A 22,405-nucleotide genomic window follows, 5' to 3' on the forward strand; every position below is an offset into this window, starting at 1 on the left:
CGTGGGGTGCTCGGCCGCTCAGACGTTGGCCTTGGCGTAGATTGTGCCTGGTCGCATGTAAACGGCCCATGTCAGGAATGCAAAGCCGATGTACGCGGCGGCGAAGCACCAGAAGGCGACGTCGAAGGTGCCGGTGGCGTTGTGGGAGAAGTTGAGGATCTGCGGGATGGCGAACCCTCCGTAACCCCCGACGGCGCCGATCAGGCCCAGCGCGGCCGAGGCCTTGCGCTCGTGGCCGACCCTGTCTTCGGGCTTGACGGAGAGCCGGAAGACCAGCGGGATCATCCGGTAGCTGGAGCCGTTGGCCACTCCGGTGAGGGTGAACAGCATCAGGAACAGCAGCAGGTAGAGCCAGAAGCTGGCCATCGGCAGGGTGAGCACGACGCCGGCGGTCACCACGGCCATGATGAGGAAGCAGACCACGGTGACCCGCGCGCCGCCGATGCGATCGGCGAGCCTGCCCCCGTAGGGGCGGGACAGCGAGCCGACCAGGGGACCCATGAACGCCAGCGAGAGCGCGGCCCCCAGGACCTGGAAGCTGGAGAACTCCGGGAAGGTCATGTTGATCAGGGTGGGGAACACCGAGCCGAAGCCCATGAAGGAACCGAAGGTGCCGATGTAGATCACGGCGATGACCCACATGTGCTTCTCCTTCAGCGTGGAGAGCGAGCCCTTGATGTCGTTCTTCGCGTGGGACAGGTTGTGCATGTACTTCCAGGCGCCCCAGGTGGCCAGCAGGATGAACGGAATCCAGAACAGCCCGGCCATGGGTAGGTTGGGCTGGAAGGTCCCGAAGGCGAAGGCGGTGACCACGATGGGCACGGTGAACTGGGCGACGGCGACTCCGAGGTTTCCGCCGGCGGCGTTGACGCCCAGTGCGGCGCCCTTCTCCTTGGCCGGGTAGAAGAAGGTGATGTTGGCCATCGAGCTGGCGAAGTTGCCCCCGCCGAAGCCGGCCGTGGCGGCGATGGCGAAGAGCACCCAGGTGGGGGTCTCCGGGTTGCCGAGGGTGAAGGCCATCGCGGTGGTGGGGATGAGCAGCAGAAGGCCGGAGACGATCGTCCAGTTCCGGCCGCCGAACAGGGCGACGGTGAAGCTGTAGGGCACGCGCAGAGTCGCTCCGACCAGCGGCGGCAGAGAGACCAGCCAGAACTGCTGGGAGGTGGTGAGGTCGAAGCCGACCTGCGGCAGGAACACCACGGTGACCGACCACAGCTGCCAGACGGCGAAGCCGAGGAACTCGCAGAACACCGACCAGATGAGGTTCAGCCGTGCCGTGACTCGGCCGGGACCTTCCCAGAACCTCACGTTCTCGGGCTGCCAGTTGGTGATCCACCGGCCGCGCTCCACGACCAGCCGGTCCTCGGGGCCGGTGCTGCCCTCCGTCGGGCGGGGCGGAGCGGCATCGGGTGCTCCGGGGCTGCGGCCTGTGTCGGCGAGCTCGTGCTCGGCGTCGGTGGTGGGTCCGGTGCTGTAGGGCTGCGGGGTCATGATGTCCTGCTCTCCTCCGCGCAGTGGCGGGCACGTGATGGAACCTGCGGGGTCTCGTTCGGAGGGACGGATCGTCCTCACGGTGATGTCCAGAGTGCCAAGGTGGTGTTTCGCCGTGTGCATCGGGGAGTTTCAGGCAGGAAAAACCAGCCTCATCACGGAGTGATCCCAGGGTGAGGTGCCCAGGAGGTGGGCTCCCATCCCTCCCGGCAGGGGTTCGGGGATTGCTATGGTCAGGCCCAGCGGCGGCAGACGGACGCCGGGCGAAAGGGCGGGGTCATCATGCGCAGACAGAGCGAGTGCGGGCAGCGGGTGGTCTCAGGAGTGCCGGCACGGGCGCTGAAGCCTGGGTCCACGGCACGGGCGGTCGGCGTGCTCTCCGCGGCGGCGTTGATGCTCACCGGCTGCGTGACGTTGGGGGAGGAGGACCAGACCGCCGATGGTGGGGTCGAGGAGCCTCAGGATGTCGAGGAGCCGGATGAGGAGGAGCCCGAGGGGGAGGAGCAGGACGCGGCCGACGAAGGCTCGCTCGAGGACGACACGGACCGCGCGGGCGACGAAGACGAGGATGACGACGAAGACGACGGCGAAGATGAAGACGACGGCGACGACGACGAAGGTGAAGACGAGGAAGACGACGATGAGGACGGTGGGGAGGACGGCGCTGGGGAGGACGGCGCCGGCCCCGCCATCGAGCAGGACATCCTCTCCGGTTACCTCGGCGAGTCTGAGCTGCCGGACGGCTGGAGCTACTACGACGGGCCGACCCCTTACCTGACCGAGATCGAGCCGGACGAGGACATGATCAGCTATGACTTCGCGCTCGATTGGTCCGGCTACGCGGTGGACGAGACCTGTGAGGAGGCGCTCGCCGACATCGACGATCTCATCGCGATGGCCACGGGCTCCGCAGAGGCGGTGGTCTACGACGACGGTCTCGGCACCGTCGAGGTCGACGTCTTCACCTCAGATCGCAGCCTGAACCTGGTGGAACCCTACGGGGCACTGCCCGAGGCCTGCCCTGAGCTGGAGTCCGAGGACGGGGACGAGGCGTTCCTGGAGGGCTGGGACAACGGTGACGTCGGCGGCTTCTGGGCCGAGGAGTTCTTCGCGGGCCACGCGATGAGCTCCGGGCTGGCGGTCTGGGACGGGGACGGGGTCCATTTCTACATGTTCCTCGAGGACATGGAGGACAAGGCCGTCGCCGAGGAGTACCTGGAGGCTCAGATCGAGGCGCTCGAGGAGATCGACTTCCGGTGAGGGGGCGGGCTCGCCTGCTGCGTTGGCTCAGGCGCTCGCGGGGGCGAAGCTGCGGCGGCGGGCCAGCAGCAGCACGCCCAGCAGGGCGGCAGGCAGGAGCCATCCGGACCAGCCCTGCAGCGTGGAGTGCCGGAAGTCGAGCTGCTCGCCGAAAGCGGTGAACCAGTAGGCCAGGATCGTGGCCGCAGTGATCATCGACTGGGCGAAGGCCGCCGGCCAGATTGAGCCGGAGCGCATCCGCAGCCACGCGAGGATCCCCCCGATGACGATGCAGAACCCGATCATCAGCCCCATGGCCTGGAACACGTTCGCCTGGTCATAGAAGAACCCGACCGCCAGCAGCGGCGCGAACCAGAGGCCGTTGGCGGCGCCGGTGATCAGCACGGCACGCGTCGTGCCCCAGCGCAGCTGAGCACGGGGGAAGAACCAGCCTCGCCAGCCGATCTCCGTGCCGACGTGCAGGAACACCAGGCCGACGGCGGAGGCGAAGATGACCCCGGCCTCCACGAGGAGCCCCGTGGCGATGAACTCGGTGGGTTCATGGCCCAGTCGCTGGCCCAGATCCTGGACGAACACCGGCATGGAGGGGTCGAAGGCGTAGACGCCGAGCAGCCCGCCGATGGGGAGCGCAGCCATGCTGAAGACGAAGAAGAGCATGATCCCCAGGATCGACCAGCTGATCATCCGGGAGACGGGGCGCAGCGGGGTGATGCCCAGCGCGTCGGTGAAGCTCTGAGGGCGCAGCCGTGTGGTCTGGTCCTCTGGCGCCTCTGCACTCGTGGCGTCGTCGGGGTTTTGAGGGGAGGCGAGGTGGCCGTAGAGGACCCGTGCCGACTGGCGCCGCTCCAGCAGGTGGACCACCACCGCGGCCAGCGTCGGACTGAGCATGAACAGGTTGTAGAAGAGGTCCAGCGGTGCTTCGAGGCGGTCCGGCGGGTCCATCAGCACCAGCGGCAGACCGATCAGCCAGCCCAGCGCCAGCGTCAGGATCACGAAGGTGCTCAGCAGCACCAGCGGTGTGCGCGGGGTGGCCGGTGCGGTGCGGCGGCTCGTCCTGCTGGCGGCGGCATCCGACGGTGCGGATCCGTCGTCGTGCCGCCCTCCGGTGGCCGGAGGAGCGTCAGGGCTGTGGTGCGACATGGGAGGCCTCGCTGGTCTCACGGGTCGGGGAAGTTGCGGTCCAGCCCTCGATGATACGGGTTCCGGCTGACCTCCCGACGCCAGGGCCGGCCCTCCGCGGCGGTGTCCGAGGAACCGTCGCGGAGGACCGAGACGCGGCTCACTCCTGCGGACGGCGCGCGATGAAGAACAGCCGGCGGAACGGGAGGATGGTCCCCAACGCGGTCTGCGGATAGGCCTCGCGCAGGGCCGCCTTGTACTCCTCGGTGAAGCGGCTGAGCTCGGGCTCCGGCAGAGCCTGCAGCACCGGCCGGGCGGCGGCCGCGGAGATCCACTGGAACACCGGGTCCTCCCCCTGCAGCACGTGGTGATAGCGGGTCTCCCAGGCCTCGACTTCCCAGCCGGAGCGAGCGACGTCGAGCATGTAGTCGGTCAGCTCGTGGGTGGGCTGGAGCAGGGAGGCCTGGTCCAGGTGGCGGGCGTAGGGCTCTCGGGACGCGAACTCGGCCAGCAGCGCGTGGCTGGGTGCGCTGAAGTTCCCCGGGACCTGCACGGCCAGGGCGCCGCCTGGGGCGACGAGGTCCAGGATGTGGGGCAGGACCTTCCGGTGGTCGGGCAGCCACTGCAGGGCGGCGTTGGAGACGACCAGGTCCACCGGCTCAGCGATCTCGAGGTCTCGGATGTCGGCACGGACGTAGTCGATGCGGTCGTCATCCGTGGCCTCCCGCGCGCGGTCGAGCATCTCGGCGCTGGAGTCGACCCCGGTGATCTCCGCGTGGGGCCACATCCCGCGGAGCACCGGCATGCCGTTGCCCGGGCCGCAGCCGAGGTCCAGGATGGTCCCCGCCTGCGGGAGGCGGACGCGCTGGAGGAGGTCGATGAAGGGCTGGGTGCGTTCGGACGCATAGGTCAGATAGGCACCCGGGTTCCACTGGGTACTGGGCATGGTTGTCATTCTATGGAGGCCTGTCCCTGGGGTCGCGGGCGGCAGACACAAACCGACACCTGGTGCGGGGCGGGCCGGCGTCACAGGAATGCGAACGGTTTGCATTTGTTGCGAATCGTTCGTGATAATGAGTCGCATGAATAGGAACGCACTCACTCTCACCTCCCTTGCCATGGCCTCGGCCCTGGTCCTCTCCGCCTGCGGCGACGACGGCGCCACGAACAGCGACGACGAGGAGGAGCTGGATCCCGCAGCTCAGACGGAGGACACCGATGGTGGCGACGGCGACGGCGACTCTGGCGAGGAGGAGCGCATCGAGCCCTCCGACCGTGAGACGCATGAGGCCGGCGGCCCGACCACTCGCGTGGCCGTGACCTACGACGGCGGCGTCGCGGTCCTGGACGGTGCGACCCTCGAGGTGCTCGGGGAGTTCGACGTCGAAGGGTTCACCCGAGTCAACCCCGCCGGAGACGGGCGGCACTTCTTCCTCACCGAAGGTGAGTCCTTCCGCCTGATCGACGGCGGCAGCTGGGGCTCTCCGCACGGGGACCACGATCACTACCACACCACCGATCCGCTGCTGACAGACATCACTGTCGATGGGCCAGAGCCTGGACACGTGGTGTCCCATGACGGCATCGGCACACTGTTCTTCGACGGCAACGGTGAGATCCACAGCTACGACCTGTCCACGCTGGACGCCGAGACGGAGATCGACGCCGAGGTCTCAGAGACCGATGATGCCCACCATGGTGTGGCCGTGGTGAACGCCGACGGCTCCCGCTTCGAGACTCTGGCTGACCGCAGCGGCGCCCGCTTCCTGGACGCCGACGGAGAGGAGGTCGCCAGCAGCGAGGACTGCCCGGAGGTTCACGGCGAGGCGGCTCTGCCGGACCACTCGCTGGCCGTCGGCTGCGAGGACGGGGTTCTGCTCTTCGACGGGGAAGAGTTCACCAAGCTGGAGACCGGCGAGGAGTTCTCCCGGATCGGCAACCTGTTCCCGCACGACGAGTCGCCGGTGCTGCTGGGCGACTACCTGCTCGACGAGGACCGTGATGAGCCGATGACCTCGGTGGCACTGGTCAACTCCGAGACCGAGGAGATCGTCCTCGCCGACATCGAGTCGCCCTACAACTTCCGTTCCCTGGCGCGAGGCCCGGAGGGTGAGGCGCTGGTCATGGCCGAGGACGGGCAGCTGCACGTCATCGACGAGGAGACCGGCGAGCACATCGACCAGCTGCAGGTCATGGACGAGTGGACCGAGCCGGAGGAGTGGCAGCAGCCTCGCCCGGCGATCCGCGTGGTCGACGACATCGCCTACATCACCGAGCCTGATGCTCAGACCATCCACATGGTGGACCTGACCGAGCTGGAGATCATCAACGAGGCCGAGTTCGACTTCACGCCGAACGAGATCGCCGCCGTCGACGGCCGCCCGGTGGAGGGCGTGTCCGACGACTTTGAGGGCGATGACGACGAGGACGACCACGGGGATCACGATCACGATGACGACGATGATCATGACCACGGTGACGACGACCATGACCATGATGACGACGACGACCATGACCATGATCATGCTGACGATGAGGACGACGAGGACGACAACTGAGTGGAGCGCCTCTGATGGACTCGGGTGGTTCTGCCAGACCCGATACCGCTGACATCGTCAGCGGACTCCTCCTGGCAGGTGCGAGATGAGGGTGGCGCCTCGTCGCCTGGGATTCTTGGGCGGATCCTGGGGATGACGGCGAGGTGCACAACACCCTGAGCAAGGTAGGTGGGCGGCGGCCCGGCACGGAGCTTCGGCTCCGGGTCGGGCCGCCGTTCTGCGTGGGGTGCCCCGTCTGCCGCCCCCGCCTGCTGCCCCGGCCTGCTGTCCCGGCTCCAGCACGCCCGAAGATCGTCTTTCTGTGGATGGACGGTCGGTTCCGGGATCAGGTTTTCCACAGGTGGCGACATGACGGCCCGTCGGGCGGCGGGCTTGTCTACACTGCCCAGAGGGGAGCGGTGCGTGACCAGATTCGGCGTGGCGCCGCGGAACACCAGAGAACTGCAGAACAGGAACGGAAAGGGACGGATGGTCAGCGACGACGCACGGGGCCTGAGCCAGGGGTGGATCAGGCCCATCACGGGATTGCTGCTGGTAGCCGCACTGGCTCTGACCGGTTGTGGGACTGGTCCGGAGGCGGCAGGGACGGCGGAACCTGACGGCGGAGAGTCTGTGGAACCGCAGGAGACCCGGTCCCAGGGTGCTTACGAGAAACCTGGCGAGCAGGGACCCGAAGACATTCCCCAACCGGAAGAGCCAGCCGAGGTTCACGAGCAAACCATCGCGGCAGCCGAGGAAGTGTTGCGCTACTGGATGGACCTGTACGTGTATGCCAGAAACACTGGTGACGTGGTGGCACTGGAAGATCGATCGCACGAAGACTGCGCATCGTGTGACGCCCATATAGATCGCATCTCCGAGGTTTTTGACTCTGGAAGCTGGTTCGTCCAAGAGCCCTACGAGATCCCCTACGTCGAGTTCACCGAACTGGACACCGGCGCAGTGGGAGGCCTTTTCATGCTCAACGAGACTGACTTCGACGTGTATTGGCAGGGTGAATTCGACGGCACTAACGAAGGCACTCTGGAGCAAATATGGACCGGGCACTTGGATTTTACGGACGAGGGCTGGCAGGTGCTGTCAGTGCGATACGAGATGCCCGCAGCTGAGCGGGAAGACGAGACGCCCTGATGTCGACTATTGCGATTCGTCGCGGGAAGGCATTGATTCCTCTGGTTGCCCTCGCCTTTCCAATGGCTAACTCGGAGAGTCTCGTGAGGGATGAATTGTACGAGGGCTTCGATGAGGAGAGCGAGAGGGCTTGGGTTGAGATTATTCGAGAAACGGACAATATCTCGGGGGATGAGCCAGAGGAGCCGGGCTCCCAGCCGGAATCTCGGCAGAATGATGACGGCGGAGTGGAACCGGACCCGGGTTCACCTTCGTCTGAGTCGCCCGGCGGGCGTGGAGGCTCGCAGAACCCTGGCCCTTGGATTGAGAATCAGCCGGCCGTCCAGGAGGAGAATCTCTGTGTCGACGGCGAGGTGGTCAACGGAGAGTGCGTTGAGCTGTCCCAACGCATCTGTGGAGTTCCGGGTCCGGTCAGCATGCCCACCTCGGAGGACCCCAGCGGTGGATTGAACTTCGCCCCGACCTTCTGCCCGCCCGATGAGGAGGACGAGCCGGAGGAGGAGTCCGAGGAGCCGCAAGAGCCCGAGGAGCAGGCCGCCGAGTCGGAGGAGGCCGAGGCGGAGGATGCACCACCGCCTCCGCCGACCATCACCACCAGTGACTTCCTGGACCTGCCCTTCGAGCCCGCCGGTGTCTCGTTCGAGCCCGATCTCGTCGGCTTCGGATACCTCAACCGGCACGTGAACATCTTCGCCGAGGTCGAGACCCAGGTGATCTCTCAGGAGATGCTCGGCTACGACGTCGACATCCGGGCTCTGCCGTCGCAGTTCCACTGGGACTACGGCGACGGCACCACGCGCACCACGAGCGACCCCGGTGAGCCGCTGCCGGAGTTCGACTCTGCCGGCTTCGAGGTGAACAGGACCGACACGGAGACGATCACCTCGCACGCCTACTCCGAGACCGGTCGCTTCCCGGTCACCGTGGACACCGTCTTCCTCGGCGAGTACCGGATCGACGGCGGCCCGTGGATCGCGATCCCAGGCAGCGCGACCCTGACCTCCGAGCCCGGCGAGGCGGACATCTGGCGCATCTCGTCACGGAACGTCTCCGGGCCATGTGAAGACCTCGGATCCTGGGGCTGCAATGGTCCGATCGAGCTCGACGAGGGCGATTCACCCCCGAAGATCTTCGAGGATCAGTACGACGACCACGGCAACTGGATCGGCCAGCAGGGCTGAACGGGACTTCTTCGTGGTTCAGGTCGTTCAGGGCGCGAGGCGGGCCAGGATCTCGGCGGCGGACTCGTCCCGGCATTCTGCTGTGCGAGTGCCAGCCCAGAGGCTCAGATGCTCCGGATCGCCAGCGGCGCTCGCAGCGGCTCGCAGCGGCGCCGTCATGCGGTTCACCTGCGGATAGCCGACCACCGCCTGATCATCCAGCTCATCGATGAACAGATTGCGCAGCCCTCGCGCCGGACGGCCGGAGAAAGCTCGCGTCACCACGGTCTCGGAACGCCCCGGATCCAGCACCGCCTGTCGGTGCGCCGCGCGGGTGCCTGCCTCTCGTGCGGTGAGGAACTGCGTACCCACCTGCACCAACCGGGCGCCCGCGGCCAGCAGGTCAGCCACGTCCTGCGCCGTCCCCACACCACCGGCGGCGATCAGCGGCGGCACCGTCCCGACGCCGTCGTCTCCACCCGATCCGGGATGGCCGCCCAGCGCCGCGCGCACCGCACCCAGCAGCTCCAGGGTGTCGATCGGCTCCGGCTCATCGTGCATGGAGAGCACCGCTCGGTGCCCACCTGCCTGCTGCCCCTGCACCACCAGCGCATCCGGGCCCAGCGCCGCAGCTCTTCGGGCGCCCGGCACACCCGCCACGCTCAGCACGACGGTGACACCCGCCTCCTGCAGAGCACGCACGGCCGGGGCCTCCGGCAGTCCGAAGGTGAACGACACCGCCGCCGGCGGGTGGGACAGCAGCAGGTCCAGCTTGGCCGGGTAGTCGTCGTCGGACCAGGCCGGCACCTGCGGGACCTCCACACCCAGGGCCTCTGCCGCCGGCCTCAGTGCGAGGCGGTAGCCCTCCAGGGCACCCGGGTCGGCGGCGTCAGGGTCCGGGACGAAGAGATTCACACCCACAGGCAGCAGTCCGGACTCCGTGCGGTCGCCCTCCAGCAGGTCATCCACGTCATCGAGATGCCCGGCCAGGGTCTCGGCGGTGAGGTTCCCCCCGGCCAGCTGTCCGAAGCCGCCGGCCCGGTGCACAGCTGCGGCCAGTGCCGGTGTCGACGGACCTCCGGCCATCGGGGCCTGCACGATGGGGGAGCGGAGCTGGTCCGTCAGTGCCTCGAGGCGTGTGCTCATGTCCCAGAGGCTACTCCTCCGTGACGTCCGACCCCAGCCCGCGGGCTCTCCGGGACCTGTGAGCCCGGTGTGAAGCAGAGGATGCCCACCATGCGCCCACGATGATCACCGCGCAGCCGAGCAGCTGCCACGGGGTCGGGATCTCGCGCAGCACCACGGCGGCGAGTCCGAGGGCGAAGACGCCCGGCAGCAGCAGGAGAGTGCTGGTGGCGGTCTCGGAGATCCCGGTCATGCCTACGTTCAAGCACCAGAAGACCACCACCTGCCCCAGGAAGGCCAGTGCCAGCAGCTTCACCCAGGTGCTCGGTTCCTGCGGCCAGTGAAGCCCGCCGGTCACCAGCGCGGCGAGGCTCGCGGCCGCCCCAGCTGACAGGCACACCAGGGCCAGCACCGTGAAGGGCGCCGGCTTGGCGGTGGCCGGGGCAGTGCGACGGATGACAGCAAGGTAGATAGCATAGGCCGTGCCGGCGGCGAGCCCGGCGAGGACGCCGCCCAGCTGGATGCCGCCGACGTCGAACGCTCCGGCGGTCAGCACCACGCCGAGGAACATCAGCGGGATGATCAGCGCCAGCTGCCGCATCGGCCGAGCTCGTTCCACCAGCCAGGCGATCAGCGGCAGGGCGATGAGCTGGATGTTCAGCAGCACAGTGGCGATGCCGGGTCCGACCAGTCCGATGGAGGTGTTCCAGAGGCTGTAGTCCACTCCGAGTGCGGCTCCGGCCACCAGGGCGCCGACGACAGTTCGGCGCGGCAGCGTGACGCTCCGGTCGATCCGGCGAAGCTCCCAGACCACCATCGGCAGCAGCATCGGGACCGCGAGGAAGCAGCGCAGCGCGGCGATCACGGAGGGATCTGCGGGGATCGTGGAGATCAGCAGCGAGGTCCCGCCCAGGGCTGACGTGCCGGCGATCACCAGCAGCGTGCCCTTCCGTGCAGTGACCATGCGGCCAGTCTCGCACAGGGCCGCAGCCACGATTCAGCCGTCCCCCGTGCCGTCCGGATGGTGGATGGTGCCCCTCAGGCAGGAGGTGTCGAGACAGGCAGGGTCAGGACTTCACGAGCCGTCGAATGGCTTCGGACGCCTCCTTGAGCTTCTCCTCCGCGTCATCGCCTCCAGCCGCCACGGCGCCGGCCACGCAGTGCTTGAGGTGGTCGTCCAGGAGTGCCAGTCCGACGTTCTCCAGCGCTGACGTCATGGCGCTGATCTGGGTGAGGATGTCGATGCAGTAGGTGTCATCCTCGACCATCCGGTGGATTCCGCGTGCCTGCCCCTCGATCCGGCGCAGCCGCGCGAGGTACCGGGACTTGTCTGACATGTACCCGTGGTGGGAATCGTGCGTGTGCGCGCCGTGCTTGCCCTCGGCGGGGGCGTGGCTCTCGGCCGGTGCATCGGCCGCCGTCGTCTCGCTCATGGCTCATGGCCTCCTTATGCTGTGAAGTGTACCGGAGGAGGGTATGCAAATGTACCCCCTAGGGGTATAGTCGACGGTATCGGAGCACCGCCCCGTCCTCATCACCGAAGGAGCATCATGTCCACCACGCTGAGCTACTCCGTCACCGGAATGACCTGCGCCCACTGCGAGAACGCCGTGCGCCAGGAGGTCGAGGCTCTCCAGGGTGTCCAGAGCGTCGAGGTCAGCGCCGCACGAGGCAGCCTCCGCCTGGACGTGGAGGACCCCCAGAAGGTCACCGACGACGCCGTCGTCGCCGCCGTGGACGAGGCCGGCTACCAGGCGGTGCGCACCGCATGACGTCGGAGACCGAGGTACCCCACGGCGACGCATCAGGGCAGTCGGAGCCTGCAGAGCGCATCGAGCTCGCGATCGGCGGGATGACCTGCGCCTCCTGCGCGAACCGCGTGGAGAAACGGCTGAACCGCATGGAGGGAGTGACTGCGTCGGTCAACTATGCCACCGAAAAAGCCTGGGTCAGCGCCGACGACGTCACGGACCGTCAGGAGCTCGTGAAGTCCCTCATCGCCGCGGTGGAGAAGACCGGCTACACCGCTGAGATCCCCGTCCGGCAGGACGCCGAGGAGGAGGGCCGAGTTGATCGCGAGCTGCGTGGCATCCGGCTCCGCCTGCTGGTGGCCGCCGTGCTCAGTGCGCCCGTCGTCGTCTGGGCCATGGTCCCGGCCACCCAGTTCGACGGCTGGGGCTGGGCCTCACTGGCGCTCAGCCTGCCTGTGGTGCTCTGGGCCGGCTGGCCCTTCCATCGTGCCGCGGCGCTCAATGCTCGTCACGGCATGGCCACCATGGACACGCTCATCTCCCTGGGTACCCTGGCTGCGCTGATCTGGTCGCTCTACGCTCTGGTGTTCGGCACCGCCGGAGACCCCGGCATGCGCCACGAGTTCAGCCTCTTCCCCGAGCATGTCGACGGTGCCGCCAACATCTACCTCGAGGTGGCCACCGCCGTCACCGCCTTCCTCTTGCTCGGCCGCTATCTGGAGAAGCGCTCCAAGCGTCAGGCCGGGGCCGCACTGCGGTCACTGCTGCGGATGGGTGCCAAGGAGGTCTCAGTGCTGCGGGAGGATCAGGAGATCCGCATCCCGGTGGAGCAGCTCGACGTCGGCGACGAGTTCATCGTCCGCCCGGGGGAGAAGGTCGCCACGGACGGCGAGATCCTCCACGGCGTCTCAGCGATCGACATGTCCATGCTCACCGGGGAGTCCCTTCCCGTCGAGGTGGCTCCCGGAGGCTCGGTCGCCGGTGCCACCGTCAACACCTCCGGTCGGCTGGTGGTGCGCGCCACCCGCGTCGGCGCCGACACCCAGCTGGCCCAGATGGCTCGCCTGGTCGAGGAGGCGCAATCCGGTAAGGCCGAGGTCCAGCGCCTCGCCGACCGCATCTCGGGCGTCTTCGTGCCCGTGGTGCTCGGCGTCGCCGTCCTCACCCTTGTTGCCTGGATGCTGCTCGGAAACCCGGTGGAGGCCGGATTCACCGCCGCCGTCGCGGTGCTCATCATCGCCTGCCCCTGCGCGCTGGGCCTGGCCACCCCCACGGCGCTGCTGGTCGGCACCGGCCGCGGGGCCCAGCTGGGGATCCTCATCAAGGGTCCTGAGGTCTTGGAGTCCTCCCGCACCATCGATGCCGTGGTTCTGGACAAGACCGGCACCGTCACCACCGGCTCCATGCGGCTGACCGCTGTGCACTCCGCACAGGGTGCGGAGGTGACGAGCGACGGTGACCGGACCAAGGTGGACCACGCGGAGGCCGATGGTCAGCTGCTCCGGCTGGCCGGGGCCCTGGAGGCATTCTCCGAGCACCCCATCGCCCGGGCGGTGGCCGCCGCCGCTCGCGAGACCCACGGCGTCCGCAGCGGCTCGTTGCCGGAGGTCGAGGACTTCCGCAGCCATCAGGGTCGAGGGGTCTCGGGACGCGTCGACGGCCGGAAGGTCGCCGTGGGCCGGCGCAGCTTCCTCACCGAGTGCTCCGTGGAGCTGCCATCGGAGGTCCTGGACATGTCCGCCGCCGTCGAACGCGACGGCCGCACTCCCGTGATGGTCGCCGTCGACGGTTCCTTCGCCGGCGTGCTGATCGTCGCCGACGCCGTGAAGGAGACCTCGCCGGAGGCTGTGGCCCAGCTGCGGGAGCTCGGGCTGATGCCGGTGCTGCTCACCGGTGACAACGCTGGCACCGCCCAGCGCGTGGCCGAGGAGGTCGGCATCGCCGAGGTCATCGCCGAGGCGCTGCCGGAGGACAAGGTCGAGGCCGTCAAGCGCCTTCAGCGGCAGGGGCGGACGGTCGCCATGGTGGGAGACGGTGTCAACGACGCCGCCGCCCTGGCCCAGTCGGACCTCGGCATCGCGATGGGTGCCGGCACCGACGTCGCCATCGACGCCGCTGACATCACCATCATCCGAGGCGATCTGCGCAGTGTGGCCGATGCCGTCAGGCTCTCCCGGAAGACCTTCACCACGATCCGTTCCAACCTGTTCTGGGCCTTCCTCTACAACACGGCGGCGATCCCGCTGGCCGCTCTCGGGCTGCTCAATCCCATGCTCGCAGGTGCGGCGATGGTGCTCTCCTCGCTCTCCGTGGTGGGCAACAGTCTGCGCCTGCGCGGCTTCCGTGGTCTCGCGCGCTGAGACGACACCCTCGTCACAGAAGGTTTCGTCATTGCGGGGTTCGCTAAATGGCGTCTAGTCTGGTGAGGCGAACCTTCCCTGTGGTGTCCGAGTGATCCTGCAGGTGCCCCGTCAGATGGAGGAGTCCATGAGCGCCCAGCCGGTCGACGTCGCCGAGGAACGGCCCGCCCGTCCGCAGATCCGCGCAGTCCCGGACGCCGAGAAACCTGCCGCCGACGTCGACGTCCGCGAGTTTCCTCCGACCCGTGCCTTCCGCACCACGGTGACCGCCGTCCTCGCGCTCAGCCCGCATTTCACCCGCGTCACGCTGAGTGCCGATGACCTGCGACACTTCCACCCCGGTGGGCTCGATCAGCGCATCAAGGTCTTCCTCCCGCGTGAGGACGGCGAGTACCCGGAGATCGGGCTGTTCGCCGACCCTGCGCCGAGCATCATGGAGTGGTACCACCGCTGGCGGGACCTGGACGAGGCCGAGCGCAACCCCATCCGCACCTACACGGTCCGCGCCATCCGCCCCGAGCAGGCGGAGATCGACATCGACTTCGTCGTCCACGGCACCGAGGGCCCGGCCTCCGCCTGGGCCAGCACCGTCTGCCCGGGCGACGAGCTGATCGTCATCGGCCCCGACGCCCGCGCCGAGGAGCACGGCGGGGGCATCGAGTGGAACCCCGGCACCGCCCGGGACGTCCTGCTCGCCGGTGACGAGACCGCCGTGCCCGCCATGTGCGCGATCCTCGAATCGCTGCCGGAGGGCATCACCGGTGAGGCCTACCTGGAGGTTCCCAGCAGCGCCGACGCCCTCGACGTCGAGACTCGCTGCGGGGTCACCATCCACTGGATCGGCCGCGACGGGGCACCGTTGGGGGAGAAGCTCACGGCCGCGGTCAGCGACTGGGCCCGCCGCCGCGCGGAGATCTTCGCCGAGCGGCAGGCCGCCTGCGAGCCGGCCCGCACCGCCGTCGGCGCTCCCGAGGGCGGAGAGCTCCCCGAGGTGGACGAGGACGCCGTGCTGTGGGAGGTGGCCGAACCGGACGGCTTCCGCGAATACGCATGGCTGGCGGGAGAGGCGGGAGTCATCACCACACTGCGCCGCCACCTGGTCAAGGGCATCGGCATGAGCCGCAAGCAGGTCTCGTTCATGGGCTACTGGAAGAGGGGCCGCGCCAGCGCCTGAGCGGTCCGCCGGGCCGGTGCGCTCCCTCGGGCGCACGGCGCGAGCCACCGAGGCGCCAGGCGTGGGACACTGGTGTCGATGTCGACTTCATCGAACACCCCGCAGACGCCGCGCGCCACCGAGCAGTCGAGCCCTGCCCGTCAGGACGAGGCTCGTCCCCAGGTCATCCCCAAGCCTGAGGGCTGGATGCAGCCGATGGGCCCTGACGGCCGTCCCCAGCTGCAGTTCGCCCAGTCCAAGCGGGTCAAGCAGCCGCCGCAGCACCTGGCCGACATGACCCTGCCGGAACGCATCCAGCGGGCCAAGGAGCTCGGCTATCCCGGCTTCCGCGCCAAGCAGCTCTCCGTGCATTACTTCCAGCACTACACCTCGGACCCGGCGCAGATGACCGACCTGCCGGCCGGCACCCGCGATGAGCTGGTCAACGAGTTCCTGCCCCCGCTGCTCACCGAGGTCCGGCGGCTGCGCACCGATGACGGCGCCACCATCAAGTTCCTGTGGCGGCTCTTCGACGGTGCCCTGGTCGAGTCGGTGCTCATGCGGTACCGCAACCGCATCACCCTGTGCATCTCCTCCCAGTGCGGCTGCGGGATGAACTGTCCGTTCTGCGCCACCGGCCAGAACGGTCTGACTCGCAATATGTCCACCGGCGAGATCGTCGACCAGATCGTCCAGGCCAATCGCGCGATCGTCGCTGGGGAGCTGGATGCCCCCACCGCGGCAGAGATCGCCGAGGAGGCCGACCACGCCGGACTGGGCGAGGAGGCCGAGTTTGCCGGGGAAGTCGAACGCACCGGCCCTCAGCGCGTCTCCAACATCGTCTTCATGGGCATGGGAGAGCCGCTGGCCAACTACAAGCGGGTCATGAACGCGGTCCACCGCATGGTCGACGACGCCCCCGAAGGGCTGGGCATGAGCGCCCGCGGCATCACCATCTCCACCGTGGGCCTGGTGCCGGCGATCCGTAAGCTTGCTGCTGAGGACCTGCCGATCACCTTCGCGCTGAGCCTCCACGCTCCCGACGACGAGCTGCGCGATGAGCTGATCCCGGTGAACTCTCGGTGGAAGGCTGATGAGGCCATCGACGCGGCCTACGAGTACTACGAGAAGACCGGACGTCGGGTCTCCATCGAATACGCGCTGATCAAGGACATGAACGATCACGGGTGGCGCGCGGATCTGCTGGCGGACAAGCTCAATGCCCGCGGCCGCGGCTGGGTCCATGTGAACCCGATCCCGTTGAACCCCACGCCCGGTTCGATCTGGACATCCTCAGAGCCTGACATCACCCGGGAGTTCATCGCCCGGCTGGAGGCCAAGGGAGTGCCCACCACCTTGCGGGACACCCGTGGCAAGGAGATCGACGGTGCCTGCGGGCAGCTCGCCGCCTCGGAGGACTGACCTCCCGCTCCCACTGCGGCACCTCTTGCGTTGGCTCCGCGGTGTGGGCCCTTCTCAGCGCTGACAGCGCTCGAAAAGGGCCCACACCGCGGAGCCAACGTCGTCTGCGGACCGTTAGGCTGGCGGGCATGAAACCGTCGCAGCGCTCCGAGGTCCCCGGCTTCCAGGTGATGAGCATCCTGGCGAAGATCGACTCCCTGCGGGCGCAGGGCCGCGACGTCGTCTCACTCACCGCCGGCGAACCCGGCTCGGGCGCCCCGCCGGCGGTCAACCGCGCGGCCGCCCTGATCCACGCCCAGGACACTGTGCTGAACTACAGCGCAGCATTGGGCATCCGGCCGCTGCGCGAGGCAGTGGCCGCCCACTGCGTGGACTGGTATGGGGCCGAGGTCGATGCCGACCGCATCGCCATCACCACGGGCTCCTCCGGGGCGTTCATGCTGAGCTTCCTCGCGGCCTTCGACGTCGGCGACCGGGTGGCCCTCGCGCGCCCTGGCTATCCGGCCTACCGGAACATCCTGGCCAGCCTGGGCATCGAGGTCGTGGACCTGGACTGCGGCCCCGAGGTCCGCTTCCAGCCGACGGTGGAGCTGCTTGAGGATGCGGTGGCCCAGGGCGGTCCGATCGCAGGACTCATCCTGGCCTCCCCGGCGAACCCCACCGGCACCATGATCGGCCGTGAGGAGCTCGACTCGCTGGTGGCATGGTGCCGCGAGCGGGAGGTGCAGCTCATCAGCGACGAGATCTACCACGGCATCACCTATGCCGAAGCAGGAGCGGAGACCGTCGCTGCGCGCGAGGCCTCCGCCGGCCCACCTTCCCCCGGGGTGAGCGCGCTGGAGCTCACGGATGAGGCCGTCGTCGTGTCCTCCTTCTCCAAGTACTGGGGCATGCCGGGCTGGCGGCTGGGCTGGGCGGTGCTGCCCGAGCACCTGGTGGATCCGATCTCTCGGCTGGCCGGCAATGTCTCGCTGTGCCCGCCGCACGGCTCGCAGCTGGCCGCCGTGGAGGCGTTCAGCACGGAGTCGATGGCCTTCGCCGCCTCCCAGGTGGAGCATTACGCCGCCGCTCGCCAGCAGGTGCTGGACCGGCTGCCGGAGCTCGGCTGGGGCGAGGTGGCGCCCGCCGACGGGGCGTTCTATGTGTATGCGCACATCGGCGAGCACCTCGCGCAGTTCCGGGACGCCCAGGCCTACTGCCAGGCCGTCCTGGAGCAGGCCGGGGTGGCGATCGTCCCCGGCACGGACTTCGACCCGGTGGCCGGACATGAATGGGTGCGTCTCTCCCTGGCACCCGGCCCGGAGGCCGTGGCCCGCGGGCTGGATCGGATCGTCGCCTTCCACCGCGGCTGAGGAGCTGCGCGACGCTCCGCGCCCGGATCACGTCATGGTGCCCGGCGCCAGAGGGCCGTCCACTGCTCCGCAGTCAGATGGGAGGGCGTTGCGTCGCGCCGGACCCCTGCCGATCCCAGAAGCGGGCCGACCTCCCGGCGGGAGATCCGCAGGCCTCGCTGCAGGATCTGGCCCATCCCGTGCCCCGAAGCGGTGAAGGCCCCGTGCACGAATCCGGCGTATCCCTTCCGGTCCTTCCAGGGAATCAGCGGCCGTTCGCGACGCGAGATCGTGAGGATCCCGGCGTCGACGCTGGGCCGCGGCCGGTACGCCGCGGCAGGGATCCGACCGCCCAGGCCGAATTCGTAGTACGGCGCCCACTGGGCGGTCATCATCGAGGAGCCGCCGACGCCGGCACGGCGCCGCGCGACCTCCCACTGAGTGATCAGGACCGCCTCCTCCCAGCTGGAGTCATGCAGCAGACGCCGCAGGATGGACGTGGTCAGGTGGAAGGGCAGGTTCCCGACGACGACATGCGGCTCCCGCGGCAGCCGGTGCCGCAGGAAGTCTCCCTCGAGCACGCGGGTGCGCCTGCCCACACGGGACTGCAGGCGCCGGACCATCCGAGGATGGATCTCGACGGCGGTGATGGGACGTCCGAATCTCTGCATCGGAAGGGTCAGAGCCCCTTCGCCGGGCCCGATCTCCAGGATGGGCCCGTGGGTGCGGGCGACGAGATCCACCACGGAGCGGATGGAGCGAGGGTCGGTGAGGAAGTTCTGGCCGTTCTCATGACGGCCGTGGGTGAAGGTGTGCACAGTTGATCTCCGGGAGGTGAAGGGACCACCCGGGCAGCACGACGTGCCGCCCAGCATGACGTTCAGCTGAGGCGGCGGGAGCAGCAGACAGTTGCTCGGCGCGGGATCGCAGGAGTCGGCGGCCTGGTCGCGACGGTGCCCACAGTGGGTGCGCGTGCGCGCGGGCAGGCGGAGATCACCGGTGATCCGGCGGGAGGAGAGAACCTCGAGGGAGGCGGCGCTCAGATCAGCGCCGGGCGCGAGAAGATCGCGCCGACATCTCGAGGGGTCAGCTGCTCATCGCCGCTGAGCCCGTACGGGGACGGGCCACGGCGATGATGTAGATGGCGTTGAAGGAACCCATGGGCATGAGAATAGCAGAGCGTCAGTGCTCAGGAGCAGCTGCGGCGATCCGCCGTTGGCTCCACCCCGCTCAGCCTTGGGAGGCGGTCTCTGCGGTGTTGAACATCCAGGTGACGCCGAAGCGGTCCTTCAGCATCCCGAACCGGTCTCCCCAGGGCGCGGCCTCCAACGGCATGAGCACCTCGGAGTGCTCGCTGAGCCCGGTCCACCACCGTTCGAGCCGGGTGTTCTCGGCGGCGTCGGGCTCGCCCACGCTCAGCGCGAGGGTGCCCAGCCCGTTGCTCTGCATCCCGGGCGGCAGGTCCGCGGCCATCACGTGCAGTCCGCGGTCCACGAACAGCGAGCCGTGCATGATGTGGTCCTTGGTGTCGTCCTCGGCACCCATGCCCTCGGCATAGGTCAGGGTGCTCAGCTCGCCGCCGAGGATCGAGTGGTACAGCTCGAGCGCCTCCCGGGCCGTGCCGGGGAGTTGAAGGTAGGGGGTCAGAGCGACGGCCATGTTGATGCCTTCCACGAGGTGGCGCCCTGTCGGCGGGCGCGCCAGATGATGGGTGGGTGTCGGACGCCCGACGTAGGCGGGCGCCTGCCGGGCCGAGGTCCGGATGGCGTGCCGAGGGACGTGAGCGGGTCGACGTCGCCCATCGTGCTCCTCCTGCTCACCCCAGGGGAAGCCTTCGTGCCCGAAGGGCTCAGGGGAGTCAGGAGGTGCTGCTGGCCGCCTGGATGCGGATCTCGAGTCCAGCGATGAGCAGGTCCAGGCCGAAGTCGTACTCGGCCTCCACGTCCTCCGCCGGGGCCTCCGCGGCGTCCCCGGGTCCGGGCGGCGGGGCGGCGCCGGGGACGTACTCTCCCGTCTGCACGAGCGGGGCCACATGAGGGAAGCGCTTCTCGGTGATGACCTCGCGCAGCTGATCGACACCCTCCTCGGAGACCCGCAGCTCACCTTCGTCGGCCAGCGAGAGCTCCAGCTCCACCATGGAGGCGACATGCTGGGAGACCACCAGGATGATGCCGATCTTCTCATCCCGGCTCAGCGGCAGGGACACCATGGCGGCGAGGCCGAGGTCAGCTATACGCACGGAGTTGGGCATGAGCACCGAGGCCTGCCCTCGGGGGATCTCGAGCAGCCAGGAGTGGGTTCGCCACGCTTCCCGGAGGAGCGAGGCCCACTGGCGCAGCGCCTGCCGCCAGTCGGGGGAGAGGCGGACCTTCTCGGGCAGCTGCGCACCGGCGTCACCCATCAGGCGCAGCAGCTCATCCTTGCCGGAGACATAGCGGTAGAGCGACATCGTGGTGAACCCCAGGGATTTCGCCACGGCCTGCATGGTGACCGCACTCAGCCCGTCGGCGTCGGCGATCTCCATCGCGGCGGCGACGATCCGCTCGTGGCTCAGTCCGCGACTGGGGCCGCGCTGGGGCGTCTCCTGCATCCCCCAGGCCACGGCGACGGCGCGGGGGAGCCCGGTCTCTGTGGTGTCGGCCATGCGCGCATTCTCTCACCTGGACGGCGCGCGACCCAGGCATGACTGTGTACGGACTACACTGTGTATGGCATACTCGGTATATGCGATACACGGAACACCCTCATGAAGCGCCCCCTGACAGCACGACACCGCTGATCCAGATCTCCGGGCTGACCAAGAACTACGGGCGGCAGCGGATCCTGGACGGGTTGGACCTCACCCTCCGGCCGGGAGTCCACGCACTGCTGGGCCCGAACGGCGCCGGCAAGACCACCTTGGTCAACATCCTGTCCACCCTCATCCCACACGACGCCGGCCAGGTCCGTGTGCTCGGCCTCGACCCCGCCACAGACCGCCGCCGGATCCAGCGGCTCATCTCACTGACCGGTCAGCACGCCGCCGTCGACGAGAGCCTGACCGGTTGGGAGAACATGCTGCTCATGGGCCGGCTCTTCGGGCTGAGGAAGGACCGGGCCAGGGCCCGCGCCGAGGCCCTGCTGGCCCGATTCGAGCTCACCGAAGCCGCAGGGCGTCGGGCCAGCACCTACTCCGGAGGGATGCGCCGCAAACTGGACATCGCGGCCGGCCTCATCCCCGAACCGCGGCTGATGTTCCTGGACGAGCCCACCACCGGCCTGGACACGCGCAGCCGGCAGGCCCTGTGGGATGAGATCACAGCGCTCGCGGAGCAGGGCACATCGGTGTTCCTCACCACCCAGTATCTGGAGGAGGCTGATGTGCTGGCCGATCAGATCGTGGTCCTGCACGCCGGGAAGATCGTCGCCGGCGGCACCGCCGAGCAGCTGAAGGCCCGCGTCGGCGGCTCCACCATCGAACTGCGCGACGCCGCCGGCCACGTCCTGGAGGAGATCCCCACCGGCGGGGAGGTCGACGACGTCGCCCGAACCCTTCGGGAGGTCGCGGCCCGTCGGCCGGAGCTGCGCGTCACCGTCCGTCGTCCCACCCTCGATGAGGTCTTCCTCCAGCTCACCGGTGCCGACGACCGGCCCGGCGGCGGTGCCGACACGGCGCACCACCCCCACCATGAGGAGGTTCCGGCATGACCACGCTGACTCAGGAGCGGCACCGCACGGCTCCGCTCCCAGACGATGACGGCGGCGCACCCGGTGCCGGGCTGCTCAGCAGCATCGGCCTGTTCACCCTGCGCAGCCTGCGGCATTCTTTCCGCGACGCCGAATCCGTGCTGATGGCCGTGCTGCTGCCGGTGATGCTGATGCTCGTCTTCACCTTCGTGCTGGGCGAGTCGATGGCGGTCGGTGATGGCACCCGCGCCGACTATCTGGCCTTCGTACTGCCCGCGATCGCCCTGACCACCGCCGGATTCGGCGCCTCCTACACTGCCGTCGTCGTCAGCAACGACGTCACCACCGGTTTCATGGACCGGCTGCGGACCATGCCCTTTCCCGCGGTGAGCGTGCTGCTAGGGCACACGGTCTCCTCGATGGTCCGGAACCTGCTCGCCACCTCCGTGGTGCTCCTGCTGGCGTTCGCGCTGGGGTTCCGCACGGAGGCGAGCGCGCTGGAGCTGGTGGCAGCGGTCGGTCTCATCGCGATGTGGATCCTGGTGATCACCTGCGTCTTCGCCCTGCTGGGGCTGGTCTCCGGGTCCGCGGAGGCGGCCAACGGCTACGGCTTCATCCTGTTGTTCCTTCCCTACGTCTCCAGCGGCTTCGCTCCGGTGGAGTCCATGCCGAGCTGGCTCCAGGGATTCGCCGGGCACCAGCCGATGACGCCGATCATCGACGCTTCCCGGGCTCTGATCACCGGGGGCGAGGTCGGCTCGGACTGGTGGATCGGGACACTGTGGTGCATCGGCTTCATCGTCCTCTCGGTGTGGATGACGGCGGTGGTCTTCCCACGGAAGGTCGCGCGCTGAGGATCGGTCCGGGAGGCGAGCCCT

20 protein-coding genes are annotated in these 22,405 nt (G+C 68.5%); 11 read left to right on the forward strand and 9 right to left on the reverse strand.

The window, feature by feature from the left end; all coding sequences use genetic code 11:
- Positions 1 to 18: 18 nt before the first annotated feature.
- The gene (locus HNR09_RS09830; protein WP_179541872.1) at positions 19 to 1,491 is read right to left on the reverse strand and encodes an MFS transporter; all 1,473 of its coding nucleotides are present in this window, start codon (positions 1,489 to 1,491) and stop codon (positions 19 to 21) included.
- 282 nt (positions 1,492 to 1,773) lie between these two features.
- Here HNR09_RS09830 and HNR09_RS09835 point away from each other — a divergent pair, with 282 nt between their 5' ends.
- The gene (locus HNR09_RS09835) at positions 1,774 to 2,751 is read left to right on the forward strand and encodes a hypothetical protein (RefSeq protein ID WP_179541873.1); all 978 of its coding nucleotides are present in this window, start codon (positions 1,774 to 1,776) and stop codon (positions 2,749 to 2,751) included.
- A 27-nt stretch (positions 2,752 to 2,778) separates the two neighbouring features.
- Here HNR09_RS09835 and HNR09_RS09840 read toward each other — a convergent pair whose 3' ends face one another.
- Positions 2,779 to 3,891: a CPBP family intramembrane glutamic endopeptidase gene (locus HNR09_RS09840; protein ID WP_179541874.1), complete on the reverse strand. Its 1,113-nt coding sequence runs from the start codon at positions 3,889 to 3,891 to the stop codon at positions 2,779 to 2,781.
- Between the two features lie 139 nt (positions 3,892 to 4,030).
- Positions 4,031 to 4,816 carry a methyltransferase domain-containing protein gene (locus tag HNR09_RS09845; protein ID WP_179541875.1) on the reverse strand — a complete coding sequence of 262 codons (786 nt, stop codon included), beginning with the start codon at positions 4,814 to 4,816 and terminating at the stop codon, positions 4,031 to 4,033.
- A gap of 136 nt (positions 4,817 to 4,952) precedes the next feature.
- On the opposite strand from HNR09_RS09845, the gene HNR09_RS09850 reads away from it, so the two are divergent.
- The 3 genes from HNR09_RS09850 (at position 4,953) to HNR09_RS09860 (ending at position 8,740) form a co-directional block, all read left to right on the forward strand.
- Positions 4,953 to 6,428 (forward strand): hypothetical protein, encoded by a 1,476-nt coding sequence (locus HNR09_RS09850; RefSeq protein WP_179541876.1) that lies wholly within the window; start codon positions 4,953 to 4,955, stop codon positions 6,426 to 6,428.
- Positions 6,429 to 6,830: 402 nt separating this feature from the next.
- Positions 6,831 to 7,559 carry a DUF6318 family protein gene (locus tag HNR09_RS09855; RefSeq protein ID WP_179541877.1) on the forward strand — a complete coding sequence of 243 codons (729 nt, stop codon included), beginning with the start codon at positions 6,831 to 6,833 and terminating at the stop codon, positions 7,557 to 7,559.
- Positions 7,560 to 7,975: 416 nt separating this feature from the next.
- Positions 7,976 to 8,740 carry a hypothetical protein gene (locus HNR09_RS09860; RefSeq protein WP_246348783.1) on the forward strand — a complete coding sequence of 255 codons (765 nt, stop codon included), beginning with the start codon at positions 7,976 to 7,978 and terminating at the stop codon, positions 8,738 to 8,740.
- Positions 8,741 to 8,767: 27 nt separating this feature from the next.
- Here HNR09_RS09860 and HNR09_RS09865 read toward each other — a convergent pair whose 3' ends face one another.
- The 3 genes from HNR09_RS09865 to HNR09_RS09875 form a co-directional block, all read right to left on the reverse strand.
- Positions 8,768 to 9,865, reverse strand: a complete 1,098-nt coding sequence (locus HNR09_RS09865; RefSeq protein ID WP_179541878.1) for an NAD(P)H-dependent flavin oxidoreductase — start codon at positions 9,863 to 9,865, stop codon at positions 8,768 to 8,770.
- 10 nt (positions 9,866 to 9,875) lie between these two features.
- Entirely contained in the window at positions 9,876 to 10,808 is a 933-nt protein-coding gene (locus tag HNR09_RS09870) for a DMT family transporter (protein WP_179541879.1), read from the reverse strand.
- A 103-nt stretch (positions 10,809 to 10,911) separates the two neighbouring features.
- On the reverse strand, positions 10,912 to 11,277 hold the full coding sequence (locus HNR09_RS09875) for a metal-sensitive transcriptional regulator (RefSeq protein ID WP_179541880.1): 366 nt from the start codon (positions 11,275 to 11,277) through the stop codon (positions 10,912 to 10,914).
- 117 nt (positions 11,278 to 11,394) lie between these two features.
- On the opposite strand from HNR09_RS09875, the gene HNR09_RS09880 reads away from it, so the two are divergent.
- The 5 genes from HNR09_RS09880 to HNR09_RS09900 all read left to right on the forward strand — a co-directional run bounded on the left by HNR09_RS09880 (position 11,395) and on the right by HNR09_RS09900 (position 17,882).
- Positions 11,395 to 11,616, forward strand: a complete 222-nt coding sequence (locus HNR09_RS09880) for a heavy-metal-associated domain-containing protein (RefSeq protein ID WP_179541881.1) — start codon at positions 11,395 to 11,397, stop codon at positions 11,614 to 11,616.
- A complete protein-coding gene (locus HNR09_RS09885; protein WP_281366348.1) occupies positions 11,613 to 13,955 on the forward strand; it encodes a heavy metal translocating P-type ATPase in 2,343 nt (780 codons plus the stop codon). The genes HNR09_RS09880 and HNR09_RS09885 overlap by 4 nt, the downstream gene beginning before the upstream one ends.
- Before the next feature lie 127 nt (positions 13,956 to 14,082).
- Positions 14,083 to 15,129, forward strand: coding sequence for a siderophore-interacting protein (locus HNR09_RS09890; protein WP_179541882.1), 1,047 nt, complete (start codon positions 14,083 to 14,085; stop codon positions 15,127 to 15,129).
- Between the two features lie 78 nt (positions 15,130 to 15,207).
- Positions 15,208 to 16,530 (forward strand): dual-specificity RNA methyltransferase RlmN, encoded by a 1,323-nt coding sequence (gene rlmN, locus HNR09_RS09895; protein WP_179541883.1) that lies wholly within the window; start codon positions 15,208 to 15,210, stop codon positions 16,528 to 16,530.
- A gap of 128 nt (positions 16,531 to 16,658) precedes the next feature.
- Complete coding sequence (locus tag HNR09_RS09900; protein ID WP_179541884.1) at positions 16,659 to 17,882, forward strand: pyridoxal phosphate-dependent aminotransferase; 1,224 nt, start codon at positions 16,659 to 16,661, stop codon at positions 17,880 to 17,882.
- 32 nt (positions 17,883 to 17,914) lie between these two features.
- Here HNR09_RS09900 and erm read toward each other — a convergent pair whose 3' ends face one another.
- From erm to HNR09_RS09915, 3 genes are all read right to left on the reverse strand, one after another.
- Positions 17,915 to 18,736 (reverse strand): 23S ribosomal RNA methyltransferase Erm, encoded by an 822-nt coding sequence (gene erm, locus HNR09_RS09905; RefSeq protein ID WP_179541885.1) that lies wholly within the window; start codon positions 18,734 to 18,736, stop codon positions 17,915 to 17,917.
- Between the two features lie 355 nt (positions 18,737 to 19,091).
- On the reverse strand, positions 19,092 to 19,520 hold the full coding sequence (locus HNR09_RS09910; protein WP_179541886.1) for a VOC family protein: 429 nt from the start codon (positions 19,518 to 19,520) through the stop codon (positions 19,092 to 19,094).
- A gap of 199 nt (positions 19,521 to 19,719) precedes the next feature.
- Complete coding sequence (locus tag HNR09_RS09915; protein WP_179541887.1) at positions 19,720 to 20,505, reverse strand: TetR/AcrR family transcriptional regulator; 786 nt, start codon at positions 20,503 to 20,505, stop codon at positions 19,720 to 19,722.
- Positions 20,506 to 20,585: 80 nt separating this feature from the next.
- Between HNR09_RS09915 and HNR09_RS09920 the strand changes: the two genes are divergently transcribed.
- Together HNR09_RS09920 and HNR09_RS09925 are read left to right on the forward strand one after the other, a co-directional pair.
- On the forward strand, positions 20,586 to 21,548 hold the full coding sequence (locus tag HNR09_RS09920; protein WP_179541888.1) for an ATP-binding cassette domain-containing protein: 963 nt from the start codon (positions 20,586 to 20,588) through the stop codon (positions 21,546 to 21,548).
- Positions 21,545 to 22,381 carry an ABC transporter permease gene (locus tag HNR09_RS09925; RefSeq protein WP_179541889.1) on the forward strand — a complete coding sequence of 279 codons (837 nt, stop codon included), beginning with the start codon at positions 21,545 to 21,547 and terminating at the stop codon, positions 22,379 to 22,381. Before HNR09_RS09920 ends, HNR09_RS09925 begins: the two co-directional genes overlap by 4 nt.
- Positions 22,382 to 22,405: the final 24 nt, after the last annotated feature.

The organism is Nesterenkonia xinjiangensis, from assembly GCF_013410745.1.
Taxonomy (GTDB): domain Bacteria; phylum Actinomycetota; class Actinomycetes; order Actinomycetales; family Micrococcaceae; genus Nesterenkonia; species Nesterenkonia xinjiangensis.

Bases quoted from the DNA above. Each gene is read 5' to 3' on its own strand.
- HNR09_RS09830 (WP_179541872.1), bottom strand. From the start codon at position 1,491: ATGACCCCGCAGCCCTACAGCACCGGACCCACCACCGACGCCGAGCAC.
- HNR09_RS09835 (WP_179541873.1), top strand. From the start codon at position 1,774: ATGCGCAGACAGAGCGAGTGCGGGCAGCGGGTGGTCTCAGGAGTGCCG.
- HNR09_RS09840 (WP_179541874.1), bottom strand. From the start codon at position 3,891: ATGTCGCACCACAGCCCTGACGCTCCTCCGGCCACCGGAGGGCGGCAC.
- HNR09_RS09845 (WP_179541875.1), bottom strand. From the start codon at position 4,816: ATGCCCAGTACCCAGTGGAACCCGGGTGCCTATCTGACCTATGCGTCC.
- HNR09_RS09850 (WP_179541876.1), top strand. From the start codon at position 4,953: ATGAATAGGAACGCACTCACTCTCACCTCCCTTGCCATGGCCTCGGCC.
- HNR09_RS09860 (WP_246348783.1), top strand. From the start codon at position 7,976: ATGCCCACCTCGGAGGACCCCAGCGGTGGATTGAACTTCGCCCCGACC.
- HNR09_RS09865 (WP_179541878.1), bottom strand. From the start codon at position 9,865: ATGAGCACACGCCTCGAGGCACTGACGGACCAGCTCCGCTCCCCCATC.
- HNR09_RS09870 (WP_179541879.1), bottom strand. From the start codon at position 10,808: ATGGTCACTGCACGGAAGGGCACGCTGCTGGTGATCGCCGGCACGTCA.
- HNR09_RS09875 (WP_179541880.1), bottom strand. From the start codon at position 11,277: ATGAGCGAGACGACGGCGGCCGATGCACCGGCCGAGAGCCACGCCCCC.
- HNR09_RS09880 (WP_179541881.1), top strand. From the start codon at position 11,395: ATGTCCACCACGCTGAGCTACTCCGTCACCGGAATGACCTGCGCCCAC.
- HNR09_RS09885 (WP_281366348.1), top strand. From the start codon at position 11,613: ATGACGTCGGAGACCGAGGTACCCCACGGCGACGCATCAGGGCAGTCG.
- HNR09_RS09890 (WP_179541882.1), top strand. From the start codon at position 14,083: ATGAGCGCCCAGCCGGTCGACGTCGCCGAGGAACGGCCCGCCCGTCCG.
- rlmN (WP_179541883.1), top strand. From the start codon at position 15,208: ATGTCGACTTCATCGAACACCCCGCAGACGCCGCGCGCCACCGAGCAG.
- HNR09_RS09900 (WP_179541884.1), top strand. From the start codon at position 16,659: ATGAAACCGTCGCAGCGCTCCGAGGTCCCCGGCTTCCAGGTGATGAGC.
- erm (WP_179541885.1), bottom strand. From the start codon at position 18,736: ATGCTGGGCGGCACGTCGTGCTGCCCGGGTGGTCCCTTCACCTCCCGG.
- HNR09_RS09910 (WP_179541886.1), bottom strand. From the start codon at position 19,520: ATGGCCGTCGCTCTGACCCCCTACCTTCAACTCCCCGGCACGGCCCGG.
- HNR09_RS09915 (WP_179541887.1), bottom strand. From the start codon at position 20,505: ATGGCCGACACCACAGAGACCGGGCTCCCCCGCGCCGTCGCCGTGGCC.
- HNR09_RS09920 (WP_179541888.1), top strand. From the start codon at position 20,586: ATGCGATACACGGAACACCCTCATGAAGCGCCCCCTGACAGCACGACA.
- HNR09_RS09925 (WP_179541889.1), top strand. From the start codon at position 21,545: ATGACCACGCTGACTCAGGAGCGGCACCGCACGGCTCCGCTCCCAGAC.